Genomic DNA, 17,247 nt, shown 5'->3' with positions numbered 1-17,247 from the left:
TCTTGGGCCGTGCGGCCAGGGCGAGGAGGCTCGGCGCTTCGCGGGAGGTGTTCATGGCGCGGCTTTCTTCAGCCGCTCGGCCAGCGCGAGCAGTCCCGGGTCCTCGCAGGAGGAGGCATCGAGGAAGGTGAGGGCGGGGCGCGCCGCCTCGGGTGCTCCGGCGGCCAGCGCGGACTCGAGGAGGACGCGCACGTCCCAGGGCTCTCGTTGCGCCTCCCAGTTGGCCTGGGCGAGCGACAGCGCCTTGCGCGCGTCCTTCTCCACGTGCAGCGCGAAGCGGGCTTCCTCGCGTGCGTGCAGCGTGTCACCGCGCAGCCGGCTGGCCGCATACCGCTCCGCCAGCTCCTGGGCGAGCGCGGGAGCTTCCGCGGAACCCAGGGCCGTCTCCGCCAGCACGCGGCGCAGGAGGTGGCCGTCGTCCGTCGCGTGGTCCTTCATCAGCCGCGACGCATCACCCGGCCGGTTCAGGTCCAGCAGCAGGTCCGCGAGCGCCGCGCGGGTGTAGGCGTCATCCGGGTCGGCCGCGAGCGCCTGTGTGTAGAGAAGCTCCGCCCGTGCCGAATCCCCCGCGCGGGCAGCGGCTTCGCCCAGGGTGGACAGCGCCCAGGCCTGCTCCTCGGGACTGCCCATACCCCCGCGCCGAGACATCGCCTCCGAGAGCCGCGCATAGGCTCGCCGCGAATGTCCGGCGACGCTGTCCACCTGCGCGCGACACACGGCGGCGGTGAGGGCCCCCGCGAGCGTGTCCAGCGGCGCGCAGCTCTTCTCCGCCTCCGCATGGTGACCCCGGACACCCAGCACCACGGCGCGCGTCAGCCACGCCTGGGCGTCCCGAGGGTCCTCCCGGACGGCGGCTTCCAAATCTCGCAGGGCCGCGTCGAACTCGTGGCGGCTCTGTCGCAGGGTGGCGCGCAGCAGGCGGACCTCATGGGGAGGCTCGGCCTCGTCCCACCAGGGCGCGAGCGCGGCCTGGGCCCACCCAAGGTGTCGTGGGTCGCCCCGGGCTCGCCCCTCCTTCAACTCCAACCGGGCCAGGCGGACGGCGAGCTCCAACTGCCGGGGCTGGCGGTCCAGCTCCTGTCGCAACGCGGCACGCTCGCGGGCGCGGGCGTCGGTCGCTCGGGCGGGCACCTGCTCCAGGACCTCCGTGTCGTTGTCGGGCGTGAAGGGCGCGGACGCAGCGCCTGTGCCACGACTGCAACCACAGGCCAGTGCGAGCACGACGCCGAAGACGCCGCGAGGAGAGCGTGTGACGGGAGGCATTGCCCATCCGTACGGCCCCGTGAGGCGCGTGGATTTCGCGTCGAATATCGGGGCGGTGTCGGGGCGGCCCGGAGGATGAGGGGTGAGCCCCCCATCGCCACGACAGGGGCGCGCGCCTCCGCTCGCGGAGTGATGACTCGACCCCTCGCTCCTGTGTCATAAGGGCGGGGTCTTCTGCCTGCCGGAGTCGTGTCCTTGAAACTCTCATCCCTCCTCGCGAAAGACGGCCTCCAGCGACTGCCCGCCCGGGTGCGGCGGCGGCTGGCGTTGGAGGCGCGGCGACTTGTGTCGGTGGGCGTCGCGCACGTGCCGCCGCTGCGCAGTGGACTGGAGCTGCTGAGCTTCGAGCTGTCGCTGCTCCTGGCGCAGGGGAGCAAGGACATGTACGGGGCCAGCTATTACGGCGCCGGACGCAACCCCTTGGACCGCGAGGGCAACAGCGGCTACGAGCACTACCGCCGCGACTCCAGCCACGCCAACAAGGCGGCCTATCTTTTGTGGAATCACTTCGACGTGCGCACCTCGTTGGACGTGGGCTGCGCGCTGGGTTTCACGGTGCAGGCGCTGCGCGAGCTGGGGTGGGACACCCAGGGCAGTGACTTCAGCGACTTCGCCATCCACCACGCTCCGTGGGACGTGAAGCCGCACCTGTCACTCGGAGACCTGTCCCAGCGCCTGCCTTTCGACGACGGACAGTTCGAGCTCGTGTCCGCCTTCGAGACGCTGGAGCACCTGCCGCCCTCCATGGTGCCGCACGCGATTTCGGAGCTGCACCGCGTGACGCGGGGCTTCCTGGTGGTGACGGCGCCGTCCTTCGGCCCCTGTGGCACGGGACCGGATGGCTGGTTCGACGGGAAGGTGCGGCCGGAGCGACTGGAGCACTACCGGTCGCTGGGGCCCGACTACCTGGGCCCGGTGCCGGAAGTGGACCTGGCGCGCGACGAGTGGGGCCGACCGCTGGAAGGGCACGTCACGATTGCGTCGTTCGCATGGTGGCGTCGCCAGTTCGAGTCCGCCGGCTTCGTGCTCGCCCCGGCGCTGGAGCAGCGGATGTACGCGGACATCCAGGCCTTGGGCCTCCAGGGCCTCTGGAACCTGTATGTCCTGCACCGGCCCGGAGTGGCGTTGCCTGCAACGGACCTGCGCACACCGGAGGAGCAGGCGCGGCTCGCCCGGCGGTGGGACGTGCCGCTGGGCGCAGGCTGAGGGCCCGCGCTACTCGAACAGGGACAGCTCGGCGAGGGTGGCCCTCGTCGAAGGGGCTGTCCCACTGAGTCATCGCCTCGAAGCCCCTCCACGGGGGACCGAGGCGCCGTCCGGTTGTATTCGTAGGCGAATACCTCCCCTGCTCGAGGGAGAGGGTGGAGCTGGAAGGCAGACGTCTCAGGGCAGGGACAGGCCCAGGTCATCGAAACTGCCGACCCATGGGGACGCATGGATGGGGCGGGTGAGAGACTGACGGAAGTCGATACCGAGGAGCCCTTCGTGCTGCAACGCCCCGCCCATGTCCCGGCTTCAATCGCCGCGGCGCCGCTCGCCTTCCCGTGGGACAACGCGCTGTCGCTCGCGCTCGACAACCCGGACAACATCCCCGACCCATGGGCCCATGCGGTATCCCTGGTGAACTACAAGGGCAAGGCCGCTCTGGGGCTGGCCTGCATCGAATGGGTGGCGTGGCGGCTCTCGGGCCTGACCGACGTCAACGACCTGCTGTCCAGGCTGGAGGCGGCCTGGGCCTCGACGGCCGCCGTACCGTACTCGCGCGGCCTCGACTACGACGGCGTGACGAGCGCGGCCAACACCCCAGGCAATCCAGAGGGCCCGCGCCAACTGGCCCTGATTCGCATCCAGGACCTGCACTTCGCGTTCAAGAAGGGACGCCAGCAGATGGTGAACGAGGCCGGCAAGTGCGCGCTCCTGGCGAGCCACGTCTTGCCGCCCGACTGTGGGTTCGAGCCCTGGCTGCGGCGGGCGCTGGCCGCCCTGGCCGCCAATGCCCCGGTCGGCGCGCGCCCCGACCGCAAGGTCAAGGTGTTCGACCACGGCGCCGAGCGTCCCGTGCCGCGCGCCTGGTTCGAGTCCCTCGCGGTCCCGGCCGATGCCGACGTGGACCGTGCGGCGTGGGACGACTTCCTGCGCGCGTTGGAACCGGCCGCCAATCCCTACCTCGTGCCCGCCGACACGCTGCGCGCCGAGGGGGTTGTGGGCAACCCCTATCGCATGGACTGAATCAGTCCCTGGGCCGCCGCGCCTGGCTCAGCACTCCGGCAGGCCGACGCTGAGGTTCGCGACCTCGAGCACGTTGACGGCGAGCCCGCCGCGCGCGGTCTCCTTGTACTTGTCCTTCATGTCGCGGCCGGTGTCGCGCATCGTCCGGATGACCTTGTCCAGGCTGACGAAGTGGCGTCCGTCGCCGGAGAGCGCCATGCGCGAGGCGTTGATGGCCTTCACGGACGCCATGGCGTTGCGCTCGATGCAGGGCACCTGCACCAGGCCACCAATGGGGTCGCAGGTGAGGCCCAGGTTGTGCTCCATCGCGATTTCGGCGGCGTTCTCCACCTGGAGCGGCGTGCCTCCGAGCACCTCGGTGAGCGCGCCGGCGGCCATGGAGCACGCGCTGCCCACCTCGCCCTGGCAGCCGACCTCGGCGCCGCTGATGGAGGCGTTCTCCTTGTAGAGCACTCCGATGGCGCCGGCAGTGAGGAGGAAGCGCACCACGCCGTCCTCGTTCGCGCCGGGCCAGAAGCGCCAGTAGTAGTGCAGCACGGCGGGGATGATGCCGGCCGCGCCGTTGGTGGGCGCGGTGACGACGCGGCCTCCGGCGGCGTTCTCCTCGTTGACGGCGAGCGCGTAGAGGTTCACCCAGTCGAGCACGGTGAGCGGGTTGGTGAGGCCGGCCTCGGGGCGACTGAGCAGGCGCTGGTACATGGCCGCCGCGCGGCGCTCCACCTTGAGGCCGCCCGGGAGGATGCCGCTGGACGCGCAGCCCCGGCGCACGCACGCCTGCATGACGTCCCAGATGCGCAAGAGTCCGGAGCGGATGTCCTGCTCGGAGCGCAGCGTCTTCTCGTTCGCCATCATCAGGGCGCTGATGGGCATGCGCTCCCGCTCGCACAACTCCAGCAGCGTCGCCGCGGACTGGAAGGGGAAGGGTAGGGGCGTGGTGTCCTTGCGCAGTGGGTCCTGGCCGGTGGCCGCGGACTCATCGACGACGAAGCCGCCGCCCACGGAGTAGTAGACGCACGCGTCCAGCTCCACGCCGTCCGCGCCGGACGCGGAGAAGCGCATCCCGTTGGGGTGGAAGGGGAGGCTGCGGCGGCGGTGCATCACCAGGTGCTCGCCGTCCTTGAAGACGATGTCCCGCTGGCCGAGCACGCTGATGCGGCCCTCGGTGCGCCAGCGCGTGACGATGGCGGGAATGGCCTCCACGTCCACGGCCTCCGGCGTGTCCCCGCGCAGGCCGAGCACCACCGCCTTGTCGCTGCCGTGGCCCTTGCCCGTGGCGCCGAGCGAGCCGAACAGCTCCACCTTCAGGCGCGTGAGCTTCTCCAGGTGGCCATGCTCCGCCAGTCGCAGCACGAACGTGCGCGCGGCTCGCATGGGCCCCACCGTGTGGGAGCTCGAGGGACCGATACCAATCTTGAAGAGGTCGAAAACGCTGACGGCCATCGCGGGCGCAACATGCCACGTTTCCATTTTTGTCCCAGCGCCTCGGGGCGTGACGTTCCTGCTCCATGTGAAGGGCAGGACTTCTTTGCGTGCCAAGGAGCTGAAGCTCGGTGAGGTGCCAAGCGAGCACGTCGGGTGGAATGCGCGAGCCGTGCCGCGGGACGCCAACGAGAACGCACTGCGTCGTGAGTGCCAGGGTGTTCTTCTCTTCGGAGACTGGAATGCGTGGGGCGAAGGCGCGCGAGTCGGGTTGAAGGTGGGAGCGCCTGGTGCGGGGTGAAGAGGTGGCGGCTCAGGCGACGGCGCGCTCGGGGCGGAGCGAGGTGGGGCTGTCGTGGCGCTCCCCTTCGGCGAGGGCGAGCGACTTGCGGTACTCGGCGGCCTCGGCGATGCGGGTCAGCTCGAACTCGCCGTGGTGTTCGCGCACGGCCTTGGCCACCTCGTCGAGCGTGACGCGGAAGAACTCCTTGCGCTCGTTGATGCGGTTGACGCGGCGGTGGGAGAAGGTGCGGTGCAGCGCGGCTTCGAGCGACGGTGCGTCGGGTGTGCGGATGATGGCGTGGACGTCGAACTCGAAGGGGACGGAGGCATCGCCCAGCTCGTCGATGCGGTCCTGGGGCACGAGTCGTCTCGTCATGCCGACCTTGTAGATGTCCTCTCCGAAGGAGCCGATGTTGGAGATGACGTAGACGTGGCCGGTGCGAGTGAGCTGGGCCTGGGAGATGGCGCGTTGGCGCTCCTGGTCCTCGGCGACGCGGCGTTCCAGTTCGGCGATGCGTTCGAGGAGCTTGGATTGCTCGGCGCCCTTGCTGCGCTCCAGCTCCCCGCGGGCCTTGCGCAGGGCTTCTTCGTCACGCTGGGCCTCGCGCTCGGCCTCCAGCTTGGCGCGTTCGAGTTCTCGCTGCGCGGTCTCTTCCTCGCGCATCTGCTCGCGGATGCGGCGTTGTTCTTCCTTCTCCTCCTGGCGCTTCTCTTCGTATTCGTGGGCGAGGCGCAGTTCCTCCAGCTTCAGCTCGACGTAGTCGGTGGAGATGAAGCACTGCTGAATCTCGGTGAGGCCGCTGATGGCCTCGGCGGACTTCTGGATGCGGGCCTCCATGGCCTTGATGTTCTTGTAGGTGACTTTGGCCACGCAGGCGTCCGCCTCGCCGTTGAAGGCGCGGAGCATCAGCTTGAGGGTGCGCTCCGTTTGCTTCTTGCCCTCGGCCTTGCTGCCGTTGACCGTCCATTCAATCTTGCAGGAGGCGGCTTGCTTGTTCTTGAGCATGGCCTTCTGGCGTTCGCGGAGGGTGTCGAGGCGGTGTTCGTACTTCTCCGAGGAGGAGAGGTTGTAGATGGGTTTGTAGAACCCGTAGGAGCGGAGGATGGTCTCTTCTTCGAGGGGGCGGAGTTCGGCGCGCAGCTTGACGATGAGGGGCTCGAGCTGGGCCTGTTCCTCGCGGGCTTGATTGCGTCGGGCCTCGACTTCCCGGACGGCGGCGTCGGCCTGTTCCCTGGCGCGAGCGAGTTCCGTGCGGCCTTGCTCGCGAGCACGGGTGAGTTCGGTCTGGGCTTGTTCGCGGGCCTGGGTGAGTTCCGAGGCGACGCGGGTTCGTTCGAGGCGGATGGCATGGTCCGTCGACGCCCTGACCTGCTCCAGGTCTGCCTTCGCGCCCCGGATGGCGGCGTCCGCGAGGTCGCGTTCCCGGGCCAGCTCGGAGGCGACGCGGTTGCGCTCGGTGGCGAGCATGTGTTCGGACTCGGCCTTGGTGCGTTCCAGGGAGGAGAGGACGCGCTGTCGCTCGGCCTCCACGTCGAGCACGGGCTTGAAGCGGGCCCGGACGGCTCGGAGCTGGAGGGCGGTGCGGACCAGGAGTCCCGTCAACAGCAGGCTCGAAATCGCCAGGGCCAGGACGGCAGGCTGCATGGAAGTCTCCCCCGTGAAGAGTCCCCGCCGTCGGACGGTGGCGCGGAGGAGAAGCACTGTGCGCCTGGGGCGGTTTGCCGGGGTATCACCCCCAGGGGGTATTGTATCGTCCCCGCGTCACCTGTTGCTGAGAGGGAGCCATGTCCCGTTGCGTAGTTCGGCTCACAGGTTCGACTGAAAGGACGTAGCGATGCGCTTCCGCGCCTGCACTGCACTCCTGCTCGTCCTCTCGGCGTGCGCTACGTCAGAACCAAACTTGAGAGAGCGAGTGTCCCCGAACCCCAGGCGCGCCAATCTCCAAAGAGCGGCAGCGCTACCGTGGAGTGATGGGGGACGGTGCGCAGCCCGTGAGGCTTCCCTCCCTTGGCCCGTGCTGGCGGAGCGGTGCTATCACGCCCTGGACCATGAGCGGATCCGGTTCAACGACCTGAGCGGGAGGTGCGCCGTCGCCTCGGCGGGAACGGTTGTCCTGGGAGTTGGCCTCTGTGTCTTGGCTGCCCCTGAGATCGTCGTGGGCGCGGTCGTCGTCGTCGGCGTTGTGGTGGTGGGCGTCGCCATCAAGGAAGCGCTGGATGCCTATGAGTTGAGGAGAGGGAGTGGTTCCGAAGAAATAGAGTCCGTGCCTCAGTCGATGCCTGCCCCGCAGGAACTCTCCGCGAAGCGAAAGCCCAAGCCTGTGCCATCAGGACAGGACTGGTTCCCTCCGGGGACGACCGAGCCCCGAGGCCCGGAGCGACGTCACAAGTGCGAGCCCGTCCCAGTGCCGCACCGAGGCGGAGATGAAGAGCACAACAGGTGTGCTGATAAGGTCCCGAACAACAGCTTCCCTGGCTGGGATGTAGTCGTCAACGGCAAGCAATTTGATGCATTGCAGCGGGCCACGCGCACGCTATGGGAAGTAAAGACTGATGATTTTGACCTGCACTCGCCTCATTCACAGAGGTTCTTTGCCCGGGTCAAACTACCGGAGATAAAGCGCGAGCAAATGCTCGCGGAGGCATGTGGGTACAAATTTGTCGTGGGGGTCCGAAGCGCTGTTCACAGGACCGCGCTTCTTGAACTGGATCCCGATCTTGAAATCGTTGTCATGGACTGGTGTTAAGGTGATGGCTTTGCAGAAATCTCTCAACCTCAACGTGTACGCGCCCGCGCTTGTTGATGACGATAAACGGCCGCTTGCCATCATTCATGGGATGGAGCGCGCTGTGCCCGGATTGCGGCTCGCGTGGACGCTTTCTGAAAAAGGGGGCTTCGTTGCATTGCCGCGCCGCGATGAATGGATTGCGGCGGAAAGGACCGACGGTGGGTTTCCATTCCTTTGCAACGATGACGAAAGCCGGCCTGTGACGCTTACCGGGTGGGAGAATCCAAGCGGCCTTGCTGTAGGCAGTCCGCCACGCCTTGACGTTCATGCGAATCTGCCGCTCGACGCAGGCGGCATCGCGGCGGCGCCTGATGTGCTGGAGGCGATAGGCGAGAAAGCTCGCGCCGTCTGGGGGCATGTATCGCCGTCGGGCTATAATGAGGTCGTGTCGCAGCAGTTTCGTGGTCCGGAAGAGGAGCCATCTGCGACGTCCCACGGACTCCCCGGCCTTCTTCGCCCACGGTACAATCGTGCGGCCGAGATTCCACATTATCTTGGGTGGTTGAATTACTGGTCGTCCGCTACCGCAGAAGCCCTCGGCTTTCCGGACTCAGCCCGGGATGCGGACCTGCTCTCACGAGCGCGGCGCACGGAATCGGGCGGTTGGGTCGTGCGGCTCACTGATGCGCCGCTCGATCTCGGCAATCCCGTTCATCTGGAAGCGCTCCTGCGTGCTTATGATCGCTTTCCGGAGATCGGGGGGCGCTCAGCACCTTGACTCAGCAGGAGAGAAGAAGCTGGGTGACCACGGGTAGGATGGTGAGACGCAGATGACTCATCCTGAATCTGCGCAAGCCTCGGCGCCAGGACATCCATGCGCGGCTACTCTACTGTGCGAGCGGAAGCGTGCAACCGCTGAACGCCGGCCGTCGGTCGGCTCCGGCAGCTCGCCGTGTCCCGTTCGCCTTCGAAGGGACTCACACGAAGTATGGGTGAGCCACAGAAGCGGGTGAAGCTAACCGCCGCGTCTATGCACGAAGACACTGTCCTACAACTCTGAGTCGAGCAGCAGCCTGCCGACGGCCCGTTTCTGATTGAGCTGGCAACTGCTTCGCGCGCGGCCAGCATGTGTCGGAACGAGTTTGCAGACCATCGTCTGAACCATGGGTGGCCCTCACCAACAACCGGCCCTGCTCTACCATTCGGCAGGGCTACAATCCGCTTACATCAGCGCTACTACACATCCAATACTGCGTAGGTGGTGTCCATGCTCTCTCGCTCAATCTGCCTAGCCAAGAATCCCTTCCTGGCATTTGCCACCTTTTCCACCAAATCAGCCAGACTCTCAGTCAACTCTATGTGTCCATTGCTGGAGCTATACTTGATCACTCGCAGCCCTCGCGTATTTTTGAGAATTTTCTGCTCTTCCGAAGACAGCTTTTCGGCAGTCACAAAGTAGTGTGGCTGCCCCGGATTGTGGCGTAAAGATTGATTCTCGAGTATCAACTGAATATCTGGATCGCTCAATCCACATCCAAGAAACAGCGTCGTATTCAAAAGAAGGAGCGAATCAATGACTCGAAAGAAAGCATATTCCTTGACTCGCGCTGCAGCATACGCCGAACGCGTGAGGATAATGCTCTCTGGATGGTCGATTGTGCCATGAACCTTCAGTAGCAGTCGTTTCCCCTGGCGAAGATCTGAAACGACATCATAGTCGCGAGCCCATTTTACAATGACACTGTCGACATGTGTCGAGGCATAGGCGTCATATATTTTATCGAAATTGGGAGTGACAACGACTTGCTGCTTTAGATTGTGAATGTGTTCGTGGTTCTTGTTGTGCTTGAATCCGGCCGAGAGTTGTGCGTCAAGAAATCTAGGCCAGTCTTCGGCCAAATCCCCACCAATCAGTTCACATGCGGTCAATAGGTCGCCATTCCGAATTAACTTGCGCGCCCTTGTCTTTAAAGAAGGGCATTTTTCGGCAGCCGTTGTGAGTAGCTCAGTCCAGTTTGGCGGACGACTGCCTTCCATGTTTACTGAGCCAGCAGAGATTCCGGCTCCGATAAAGACAACCGCTCGTCGCTGCGCAAGTGCTTCAATAACGCTAGCCGGCCAAGTGATCATTGGAGTTCCTCAATATTCTCCATCAACCGATCGGCCATGGCGGCAAACACCTTCTTGGTCTTTCGAGCCTTGGAGTTATGCGTCCCCTGAGCCGAAATCGCAAAAATTGGTCGCCTCTGCTGTTGAGACATTGGGATCAAGCTCGACAAATTCTCGACAGAGCCCAGTTCATAATTCACCTCAGAGTGTTCTGGTTGCAGTTTTGAAATGAAGTTGGCCTCAATAATGTCGGGTATCTGGGCTCGAATTCGCTCGTAGGCGGCAACAGGCTGAACCTTGCCGTGCTTGTCTTTCTTGGCCTTATACTGCTGCGTAATATAGCCACAGAATTTTAGACTCTCCGGCCGTCGAATGAAGCTCAGATCGCCTGGGTTTTCGTTCAACTCCAGGCCGACCCGAAGTTGTCGGCGCCATTTGTCTAGAACCTGTGTAATGTTCTCGATTGCGCGCAAGGAGAAAATGTCAATTGACATAGGGACGAGAAAGAAATCAACCGCCAGAAGAACAGAGCGATTGATCGCACCCAGAGAAGGCCCCATGTCAAACAAGACGAAGTCATAATTGCCGCATCTGGAAATTAGATCCGAAAACAAGAAAGTTGTCCTGAGGCCTCGGGTGCTGCCGGAGGTGGCATCTTTCCAGTCTCCCGAAAGCAAATCCTCTGCAATCGCGAGCCGGGGGTCACCCAAAATCAAATCAACCCCATACTCTCCTCCCTCAGTGGGAGAGAATCTCCCGCTATATCCACGACCGACAGCAAGTGGATGCACCACGCTGTTGATTGTAAATGCCTTGTCCGGATTGGCATAGACACTGTTTACGAGCTTCTCCTGTAGGATGTATTGTGTTGCGTTGCATTGCGGATCGGCGTCCACGATCAGCACTCGCTTGCCATACTCCTGAGCCAGTACAGCGCCTATGTTGCAGATCAGTGTTGTCTTTCCGACCCCGCCCTTGTTGTTGAAAAATGCAACAGACTTTGTCATTTCCGCCATCCGCCATAGTTCATTGTGTGTGGTCCATCGATACGCTGTCTTCACCAGGGATCATACCAAGAGAGTCCTAACTTAGCAGCATCTGGTCCGCGTAATCCTACGGCTGAAGTTCCGAAGGCCCCGCAGTCCTCCTCCTGTTGAAGAAACAGGAGGAGGACTGAGCGAGGCTTCTCATGCAGCAGCCATCGGCTACAGAAGCACAGGCATAGGAAGTCCGACTGGTTGGCTGTGTCGCGATAGCGCTGGAGACGGTAAGTGGCTGGCTGCGGCCGCATTTCCGCAGGCGCAAGGCGCATTCCACCGCAGTCGAGTACGTGAAGGCTCTGCAGGGGTGAGCACAGCTCAAGAACGTGCAGAGCCTTTCGGCGGATGCGGGGCATCAAGCGTCCTATTCGTTCCTGCACCTACTGCTGCGTGCGAAGTGGGACGCGGATGCGGTGAGCGACGACGTGCTGGAATACGCACGCAGGGCGCTGGGCGAAGGAGGCATCTTGGCGGTGGACGAGACGGGCTTTATGAAGACGGGAGAGAAGTCCGTGGGCGCTTCTCGAAGACTTACATCAGCCCTACGTGCTGGCGGTGGCCTCCAGTACGCATGTCTGGCGAGGCTTTTGGTGAGCGTCAAGGTAGATGTCGCGTGAGAGGGTTCAGCCGATGGGATTCATCTCCTGCACGGCCGGGGTGAGGTTGGGCGAGGGGCCCAGGCGGACGGAGCCCGCAGGAGTTCAGTTGCGCGTGACGCGGCTCCAGCGCTCCGGGTGACGGGATTGGGCGCGCTGGTACACCCGGTGGCGTCGAGCCAGCAGCGAGGCCTCGCGACCGAAGTGCCTGTCGTCGGGCGTGACGAAGCGGATGGCGGAGTGTCGGTGCTCGGTGTTGTACTTGGCCACGAAGCGCGTCACCCAGCAGCACGCTTTTGATGGTTCCACGGTGTTCCACGGGCCACCGAAATCGCGTAGGACTCGTCTTGTAGAGGGTGGGAAGCACCTTGTGTGCGTGCCTCTATTTGAAGAGCTCCGTCCCTCTTCCTTGTTGGTGAGGGTGGGCGTTACGGAGGAGGCTGGAGAGAGTCCAGCCTCCTTCGGCTCACCGAGGCGCGGGCTGGATACCCATCGAAGGCAAGGGCGTTGAGCCCATCACCTTGGGCCTGACGGCGAGCAAGCGCAGGCCGTTGGCTACGACGAGCAACGTGCTTCCCTCGTGCAGCACCACCGCGTGGCTGATCTGCGTCAGGCCGAAGAGGGTCGCGATGATGAGCACCGCGCTGATTCCCAGCGCGATGACCAGGTTCTGCTTCATCACCGCCGTGGCTTGACGCGCCAGTCCCAACGCGAAGGGCAGACGGGACAGGTCATCGCTCATCAGCACCACATCCGCCGTTTCCAGCGCCGCGTCCGAGCCCGCTCCACCCATCGCCACGCCCACCGCCGCAGCCGCCAGCGCGGGCGCGTCGTTGACTCCGTCGCCCACCATGGCCACCGAGCCCTGCCGCCCCATCTCCCGGACCGCTGTCACTTTGTCGGCGGGCATCATCGGCGCTCGCGCTTCGTCGAGCCCCACCTGCGCGGCGATGGACCTCGCCACCCGCGCATTGTCTCCAGACAGCATCACCGTCCGGGTGATGCCCTGCTGCTTGAGCGTCTCGATGACATGCCGCGCTCCCGCGCGCACGGTATCCGCAACCCCAAGCACTCCGAGGTAGCGCCCTGCCTTGCGCACCACCATCGTCGTCTGCCCCGCCTCCTCCAGCCGGTCCACCTGCGCCTTGATGTCGGCGGGAACAGTGTCCCCTTCGAACAGCGCCAGGCTGCCCACGTCCACCAGCGCGTCACCCACCTTCGCGCGCAGGCCCTTGCCGTGGATGGCTTCCATGTTGCTTCCGGCCGGGGCCTGGATGCCCCTCGCGGACGCGGCCTCCACCACGGCGTGCGCCAACGGGTGCGCCGAGAGCGCTTCCACTGCCGCCGCCGTTCCGAGCAGCTCCTCGTCCGTCACGCCCTCGACCGGCGCAGTGCTGAGCAGCTTCGGCTTGCCCACCGTGAGCGTACCCGTCTTGTCGAAGGCCATGGCATTCACCTTCCCGAGCAGCTCCAGGTAGATGCCGCCCTTGATGAGCACGCCACCTCGCGCGGCCGCCGCCACAGCGGACAACACGGCCGACGGCGTGGAGATGGCCAGCGCACACGGAGACGCGGCGACGAGCAGGGAGACCGCGCGCAGAATCGCCTCCTTGAGCGGCATCCCCATCAACACGAGCACCACGGGGAACACCACCGCGCCAATCATCACCAGCGGGGCGAACGTGCGCTCCAGCCGCTGCGCGAAGCGCTGGTTCGGACCCTTCTGGGCCTCGGCCTCGGCCACCATGTCGACCACTCGCGCGAGCACCGACTCCGACGAGAGCCGCGTGACCTCCACCTCCAGCAGCGCCTCGCAGTTGACCGTTCCGGAGAACACCTCGTCCCCAGGCTTCTTGGGGACGGGCATGGACTCGCCAGTGATGGCGGCCTGCTCCAGCGAACTCTTTCCCTCTCGGATGATGCCGTCGAGCGGAACGCGGTCTCCCGGACGGACGACGACGCGGTCGCCACGGAGCACCTGCGCGACGGGCACTTCCACCAGCTCGCCACCCCGGCGCACTCGGGCCACCTCGGGACGCAGCGCACCGAGCGACTCGATGGAGCGCCTCGCACGGTCCATTGCCCTGTGCTCCAGCGCGTGACCCGCGCTGAACAGGAAGAGGAGGAAGGCCCCTTCGAACCAGGAACCCAGCACCGCGGCTCCTAGCGCGGCCACCACCATCATCGTCTCGATGTCGATGCGCAGCTGGAGCAACGACTTCACCGAACCCCGGATGGCGAAGAACCCGCCACTCAGGATGGACAGCGCCCACACCACGGTGGGCACTAGCGCGGGCACGGGCGCGAAGCGCTCCAGCAGCCACCCCGCGACGAGCAGCACTCCCGAGGCCACCACCAGCGGCATCTCCAGGAGCGGCGCCAGGCCGCCTCCGTGCGCATGGTGCGAACACGCATGGCCGTGGCTCGGCACCTCCAGCGTGTAGCCGAGCTTCTTCGCTCCGGTCTCGATGCCCTTCAGCGAGATGTCCTCGCTGTCGTACTCCACGACGAGTCGCTCACTGGCATACGCCACGTTCGCGGACAGCACGCCCGGGAGCTTGCCGAGCCCGTGCTCGATGGCCGTCGCCGAGTCGGCTGAGCTCATCCCTCGCACGAACCACGTGTGACTCTTGTACCGCTTCGCCACCTGCTCACCCGTGCGCTTCACCGTCGCGAGCAGCGCCGCCGCGTTCACCAGCCCGGGGTTGTAGTGGAGGCAGACCTCCGCGTAGCCCTGGTCCCGGCGCAGGTGCACGTCGATGACGCCGTGGTGCGCCTCGAGCGCGGCTTCCAACTTCTGGAAGCGGCCCGCGTCATCTGTCTCTCCCGGTAGCGCGTCCTCCAGGTCGAGCTGGAGCGCGACTCCTCCGCCCTCCGCCGAGCGGTAGCCCGGTGGACGGACGCGCTTCGGCTTCGGGTGGTGGTGGTGATGCCCGTGGTCGCCGTGGTCGTGGTCGCACCCGGCTCCGTGCTCATGCGCGGCGGCCTGACCGTGGTCGTGTGAGCACCCTGGACCGTGCTGATGCGCATCGGCACCGTGGGCATGGTCATGACCGTGCTGATGCGCGTCTCCACCGTGCGCGGCATGGTCATGGGTACACCCCGGCCCGTGGACGTGCTTGTCCTCGCGCTTGGGGCCGATGATCTTCAATCCCTTCAGTACGGGCTTCGCGGCGGCCGGCTTCACCGCCGCGAGGGACGGCCCGTGGCCATGTCCGTGGTCATGCTTGCAGTCCGGTCCGTGGACGTGGTCGGCCTGGGCATCGGTCTTCTTCTGCTCGGACATGGCGTCTTCTTCCTGAAGCTGAAACCTAGTGGCGGTGTCCGCCGTGCTTGCGGGCAGGGGCGGGGGCGGGAGTCGGAGCACGCACGGGCTCGGCCTCCTCCTCGTGGTGGTCGTCGTCCTCGTGCTCCTCGGGAATCGGCTGCGTGAAGCGCTGCCCCGCGACCTCCAGGGTGAACGCCTTGCACTCCGGAGGAACGTCGAACTCCAGCACCGCGGGGAGCCGACCCTCGTACGACTTCAGCGTCTTGCCCTGCTCGTCGTAGACGGTGCCACCAGCAGCCACCGTCATCGTCTCGTCCACCAGCACCGCCACCAGCTCCGCCATCTCCTCCATGCGGTCGGCGATGCGGTGGCACCACAGGTGGCCCACGCCCGGATACGTCTCGTGGGAGATCTCCTCCATCTGCTCCTCGTCCACCTGGTCGCCCACGCCGACGAAGACGAAGCTCATCCGAGGCAGCCGGCCCGCCGCGATTTCCTTCGCCACCTGCGTGGCGTAGGCCCGCACGTCGTTGCCGTCCGACAACTGCGAGTCGGTGATGATGACCGCCAGCCCGCGCCGCGCGCCCGTCTGCACCTGCTGCTTCATGTGCGCCACGAAGTCGCGCAGCACCGGCAGCATCACCGTGGCCTTGCCGTAGGCCCTCGGCCCCGGGAAGCGGAAGTCCTTGGCCTGCACCGCCGACAGCAGCCCCACTTCCTCCAACTGGCTGCCATCCCCGGTGGCCCAGTACGCCACGCGCACCTGCCCGTCGCGGTCCTTGCTGGCCAGGTACTCCAGCATCCACCGCATCTGCGGCTCGACCAGGTTCTTCACCGGCGCCAGCTTGGCCAGCACACCGCGAGGACCGTACTCGTCCTCCATGCTCGCCGAGCCATCCATGTAGAGGGCCACGTCCAGCCCCTCCACCGTGGGGTCATGCAGCAGCGTGGCCACCACCTTGTTCCCCATCCGATGCACGTCCGAGAACGGACGCACGATGACTTCGTGGCCAGCCATCAGTGATGGTCCTCGTCTTCCTCGTGGTGGTCCTCGTCCGGCAGCGGCTGGGTGAAGCGCTGGCCGTTCACCTCCAGGGTGAAGCTCTCCGCTCCCTCGGGCACGTCGAACTCCAGCACCGCGGGCAGGCGGCCCTCGTACGTCTTCAGCACCTTGCCCTTGTCGTCGTAGATGGTGCCGCCAGCGGCCACCGTCATGTTCTCGTCCACCAGCACCGCCACCAGCTCGGCGACCTGGTTGATTTCCTTCGCGATGCGGTGGCACCACAGGTGCCCCACGCCCGGGTACTCCATGTGGGCAATCTTCTCGAGCTGCTCCTCGTCGATGGCGTCACCCACGCCGACGAGCACGAAGTTCAGCCGGGGCAGCCGTCCCGCCGCGATGTCCTTCGCCACCTTCGCGGAGAACGCCTCCACCTCGTCGGCGTCATGCAACTGTCCGTCGGTGACGATGACCGCGCAGCCGCGGCGAGCGCCCAGCGGCACCTGCTCCTTGAGGTAGCGCACGTAGTCCTTCAGCGCCGGCGCCAGGAAGGTGTTTTTGCCCAGCCTCTTCGCGCCGGGGAACTTGTACTGCTTGACGTCCACGCCCTTGAGCTCGCCCACCACCTCGACGTCCTTGCCGGAAGAGCCGCTGGCCCAGTAGGCGACGCGGAGCATTCCGTTGCGGTCCTTGGTGGCCAGGTACTCCAGCATCCACTGCACCTGCGGCTCCACCTGGTTGGCGGGGTCCTTCAGGGGCGCGCCGCGCAACCACTCCAGGAAGGAGCGGTTGGGACGTTCGTACTTGTACTCCTCCTGCATGCTGCCGGACGCGTCCATGTAGATGGCGACGTCCAGGCCCTCGACGGTGGGGTCGTGCAGCAACACCGCACGTACCTTCCCCTCCTCGACGTGAAGATCCGAAAACGGCTCGACCGGCTTCTCGTGACCCATCGTTCCCCCTGCCAGGTTGGGGGCCGAGGCTATCACCTTCCGGCGGGGTTCCACGCCCTCGCGCGAGGCGCCCTCAGTCCTCGAAGTCGGACATCCAGTCGGGCTTCTTCGAGGGCACGGACGCCGAGGGGGCGGACGGCTCACGCCGAGTGCCAGGAGAGGGAGCCGCCGGGCGTGGCTTCGCTCCAAAGTCCTCCATCCAGGAGGGCGTGCCCGGCTTCGCGGGGGGCGGAGGCGCCGCGGGCTTCGCCCTCGTGAGTCGAGGCTTCGCCGCCTCTGGATGCGCCGCCGCGTGCGCGTTCAGGAAGTCCTGCATCCAGTCGCTCGGGCGCGGGGGCTTGGGCGGTGCGCGCGGGGGC

General features: G+C 65.7%; 14 protein-coding genes and 1 pseudogene. 5 read left to right on the top strand and 10 right to left on the bottom strand.

The features are described 5' to 3' along the window. Positions 1-51: 51 nt before the first annotated feature. The gene (locus FJV41_RS05705) at positions 52-1,263 is read right to left on the bottom strand and encodes a tetratricopeptide repeat protein (RefSeq protein ID WP_141641388.1); all 1,212 of its coding nucleotides are present in this window, start codon (positions 1,261-1,263) and stop codon (positions 52-54) included. Between the two features lie 195 nt (positions 1,264-1,458). On the opposite strand from FJV41_RS05705, the gene FJV41_RS05700 reads away from it, so the two are divergent. Both FJV41_RS05700 and FJV41_RS05695 read left to right on the top strand, forming a co-directional pair. Then, complete coding sequence (locus tag FJV41_RS05700) at positions 1,459-2,469, top strand: class I SAM-dependent methyltransferase (protein ID WP_141641387.1); 1,011 nt, start codon at positions 1,459-1,461, stop codon at positions 2,467-2,469. Between the two features lie 279 nt (positions 2,470-2,748). Beyond that, positions 2,749-3,492 carry a hypothetical protein gene (locus tag FJV41_RS05695; protein ID WP_141641386.1) on the top strand — a complete coding sequence of 248 codons (744 nt, stop codon included), beginning with the start codon at positions 2,749-2,751 and terminating at the stop codon, positions 3,490-3,492. Between the two features lie 27 nt (positions 3,493-3,519). On the opposite strand, the gene FJV41_RS05690 is transcribed toward FJV41_RS05695, so the two are convergent. Together FJV41_RS05690 and FJV41_RS05685 are read right to left on the bottom strand one after the other, a co-directional pair. Beyond that, the gene (locus FJV41_RS05690) at positions 3,520-4,932 is read right to left on the bottom strand and encodes an L-serine ammonia-lyase (protein ID WP_141641385.1); all 1,413 of its coding nucleotides are present in this window, start codon (positions 4,930-4,932) and stop codon (positions 3,520-3,522) included. 292 nt (positions 4,933-5,224) lie between these two features. Next, positions 5,225-6,838 carry an SNIPE associated domain-containing protein gene (locus FJV41_RS05685; RefSeq protein ID WP_141641384.1) on the bottom strand — a complete coding sequence of 538 codons (1,614 nt, stop codon included), beginning with the start codon at positions 6,836-6,838 and terminating at the stop codon, positions 5,225-5,227. A 370-nt stretch (positions 6,839-7,208) separates the two neighbouring features. Between FJV41_RS05685 and FJV41_RS05680 the strand changes: the two genes are divergently transcribed. Further along, on the top strand, positions 7,209-7,940 hold the full coding sequence (locus FJV41_RS05680; protein WP_306440861.1) for a DUF6310 domain-containing protein: 732 nt from the start codon (positions 7,209-7,211) through the stop codon (positions 7,938-7,940). A gap of 4 nt (positions 7,941-7,944) precedes the next feature. Further along, complete coding sequence (locus FJV41_RS05675) at positions 7,945-8,700, top strand: DUF5953 family protein (RefSeq protein ID WP_141641382.1); 756 nt, start codon at positions 7,945-7,947, stop codon at positions 8,698-8,700. Positions 8,701-9,158: 458 nt separating this feature from the next. Here the strand turns inward: FJV41_RS05675 and FJV41_RS05670 are convergent, their stop codons facing one another. Together FJV41_RS05670 and FJV41_RS05665 are read right to left on the bottom strand one after the other, a co-directional pair. Continuing rightward, positions 9,159-10,052, bottom strand: a complete 894-nt coding sequence (locus FJV41_RS05670) for an SIR2 family protein (RefSeq protein WP_141641381.1) — start codon at positions 10,050-10,052, stop codon at positions 9,159-9,161. Then, entirely contained in the window at positions 10,049-11,047 is a 999-nt protein-coding gene (locus FJV41_RS05665) for a ParA family protein (protein WP_281291379.1), read from the bottom strand. The genes FJV41_RS05670 and FJV41_RS05665 overlap by 4 nt, the downstream gene beginning before the upstream one ends. A gap of 350 nt (positions 11,048-11,397) precedes the next feature. Here FJV41_RS05665 and FJV41_RS54930 point away from each other — a divergent pair, with 350 nt between their 5' ends. Continuing rightward, complete coding sequence (locus FJV41_RS54930; RefSeq protein ID WP_141641380.1) at positions 11,398-11,688, top strand: transposase; 291 nt, start codon at positions 11,398-11,400, stop codon at positions 11,686-11,688. Positions 11,689-11,772: 84 nt separating this feature from the next. Here the strand turns inward: FJV41_RS54930 and FJV41_RS52075 are convergent, their stop codons facing one another. The 5 genes and pseudogenes from FJV41_RS52075 to FJV41_RS05640 all read right to left on the bottom strand — a co-directional run. Further along, positions 11,773-11,976 (bottom strand): hypothetical protein, encoded by a 204-nt coding sequence (locus tag FJV41_RS52075; protein ID WP_181790412.1) that lies wholly within the window; start codon positions 11,974-11,976, stop codon positions 11,773-11,775. Between the two features lie 157 nt (positions 11,977-12,133). After that, positions 12,134-14,953 (bottom strand): heavy metal translocating P-type ATPase, encoded by a 2,820-nt coding sequence (locus tag FJV41_RS05655; protein ID WP_141641379.1) that lies wholly within the window; start codon positions 14,951-14,953, stop codon positions 12,134-12,136. Positions 14,954-14,978: 25 nt separating this feature from the next. Then, positions 14,979-15,953, bottom strand: a complete 975-nt coding sequence (locus FJV41_RS05650; protein WP_141641378.1) for a vWA domain-containing protein — start codon at positions 15,951-15,953, stop codon at positions 14,979-14,981. Then, on the bottom strand, positions 15,953-16,888 hold the full coding sequence (locus FJV41_RS05645; RefSeq protein ID WP_141641377.1) for a vWA domain-containing protein: 936 nt from the start codon (positions 16,886-16,888) through the stop codon (positions 15,953-15,955). The genes FJV41_RS05650 and FJV41_RS05645 overlap by 1 nt, the downstream gene beginning before the upstream one ends. Before the next feature lie 73 nt (positions 16,889-16,961). Then, a pseudogene (locus tag FJV41_RS05640) lies at positions 16,962-17,247 on the bottom strand (hypothetical protein); the annotation flags it as partial.

Source organism: Myxococcus llanfairpwllgwyngyllgogerychwyrndrobwllllantysiliogogogochensis (assembly GCF_006636215.1).
GTDB lineage: Bacteria > Myxococcota > Myxococcia > Myxococcales > Myxococcaceae > Myxococcus > Myxococcus llanfairpwllgwyngyllgogerychwyrndrobwllllantysiliogogogochensis.
Note: the sequence above shows the minus strand (reverse complement) of the source record. Positions and strands in the feature narration are given on the sequence as shown.

What these genes read in the sequence shown, in the direction of transcription:
- FJV41_RS05705 (WP_141641388.1), bottom strand. Translation starts at nt 1,263, where the DNA reads ATGCCTCCCGTCACACGCTCTCCTCGCGGCGTCTTCGGCGTCGTGCTC.
- FJV41_RS05690 (WP_141641385.1), bottom strand. Translation starts at nt 4,932, where the DNA reads ATGGCCGTCAGCGTTTTCGACCTCTTCAAGATTGGTATCGGTCCCTCG.
- FJV41_RS05685 (WP_141641384.1), bottom strand. Translation starts at nt 6,838, where the DNA reads ATGCAGCCTGCCGTCCTGGCCCTGGCGATTTCGAGCCTGCTGTTGACG.
- FJV41_RS05675 (WP_141641382.1), top strand. Translation starts at nt 7,945, where the DNA reads ATGGCTTTGCAGAAATCTCTCAACCTCAACGTGTACGCGCCCGCGCTT.
- FJV41_RS05670 (WP_141641381.1), bottom strand. Translation starts at nt 10,052, where the DNA reads ATGATCACTTGGCCGGCTAGCGTTATTGAAGCACTTGCGCAGCGACGA.
- FJV41_RS05665 (WP_281291379.1), bottom strand. Translation starts at nt 11,047, where the DNA reads ATGGCGGAAATGACAAAGTCTGTTGCATTTTTCAACAACAAGGGCGGG.
- FJV41_RS05655 (WP_141641379.1), bottom strand. Translation starts at nt 14,953, where the DNA reads ATGTCCGAGCAGAAGAAGACCGATGCCCAGGCCGACCACGTCCACGGA.
- FJV41_RS05650 (WP_141641378.1), bottom strand. Translation starts at nt 15,953, where the DNA reads ATGGCTGGCCACGAAGTCATCGTGCGTCCGTTCTCGGACGTGCATCGG.
- FJV41_RS05645 (WP_141641377.1), bottom strand. Translation starts at nt 16,888, where the DNA reads ATGGGTCACGAGAAGCCGGTCGAGCCGTTTTCGGATCTTCACGTCGAG.